The sequence below is a fragment of the Mesorhizobium sp. M5C.F.Ca.ET.164.01.1.1 genome, from assembly GCF_004792125.1.
GTDB classification, from domain to species: domain Bacteria; phylum Pseudomonadota; class Alphaproteobacteria; order Rhizobiales; family Rhizobiaceae; genus Mesorhizobium; species Mesorhizobium wenxiniae.
Window position 1 is genome coordinate 1 of record NZ_SRTG01000112.1, and the last position, 441, is coordinate 441.

Below are 441 nucleotides of genomic sequence, written 5' to 3' on the forward strand. Positions count from 1 at the left end.
CAACGGCATCGCTCCCGGCGTCGTCGACAGCGACATGTGGGACCACGTCGATGCGCTGTTCGCCAGATACGAGAACCGGCCGAAGGGCGAGAAGAAGCGGCTGGTCGGCGAGGGCGTACCCTACGGGCGCATGGGCAAGCCGGAAGACCTCGCCGGCATGGCCGTGTTCCTGGCCAGCGACGAGGCCGAATACATTGTCGCCCAGACCTACAATGTCGACGGCGGCCAATGGATGAGTTGAGGGGGAAGGCGCGTATCCCTTCCTCCGGGGAGAACGCGCCGCGGGGCAAGTGAGGGACAGCACACTGCAAAGCGGATGCCGTCCCTCACCGCTCACCCAACGCAGGCGGAATTGTCGGGCTGCATATCGGCCGAAGGGTAAGCAAGATGACCGTGAAACTCTCTTCCTCGAACCTCGCAAAGCTTCCTTCGAAGGTATCC

The 441-nt window shown here is 63.3% G+C and carries 1 protein-coding gene; it reads left to right on the plus strand.

What is annotated here, in order from left to right; all coding sequences use genetic code 11:
- Positions 1 to 241, plus strand: a 241-nt coding sequence (locus EN807_RS32665) for an SDR family oxidoreductase (protein ID WP_135937942.1), incomplete at its 5' end; no start/stop codon positions are given.
- Positions 242 to 441 lie beyond the last annotated feature (200 nt).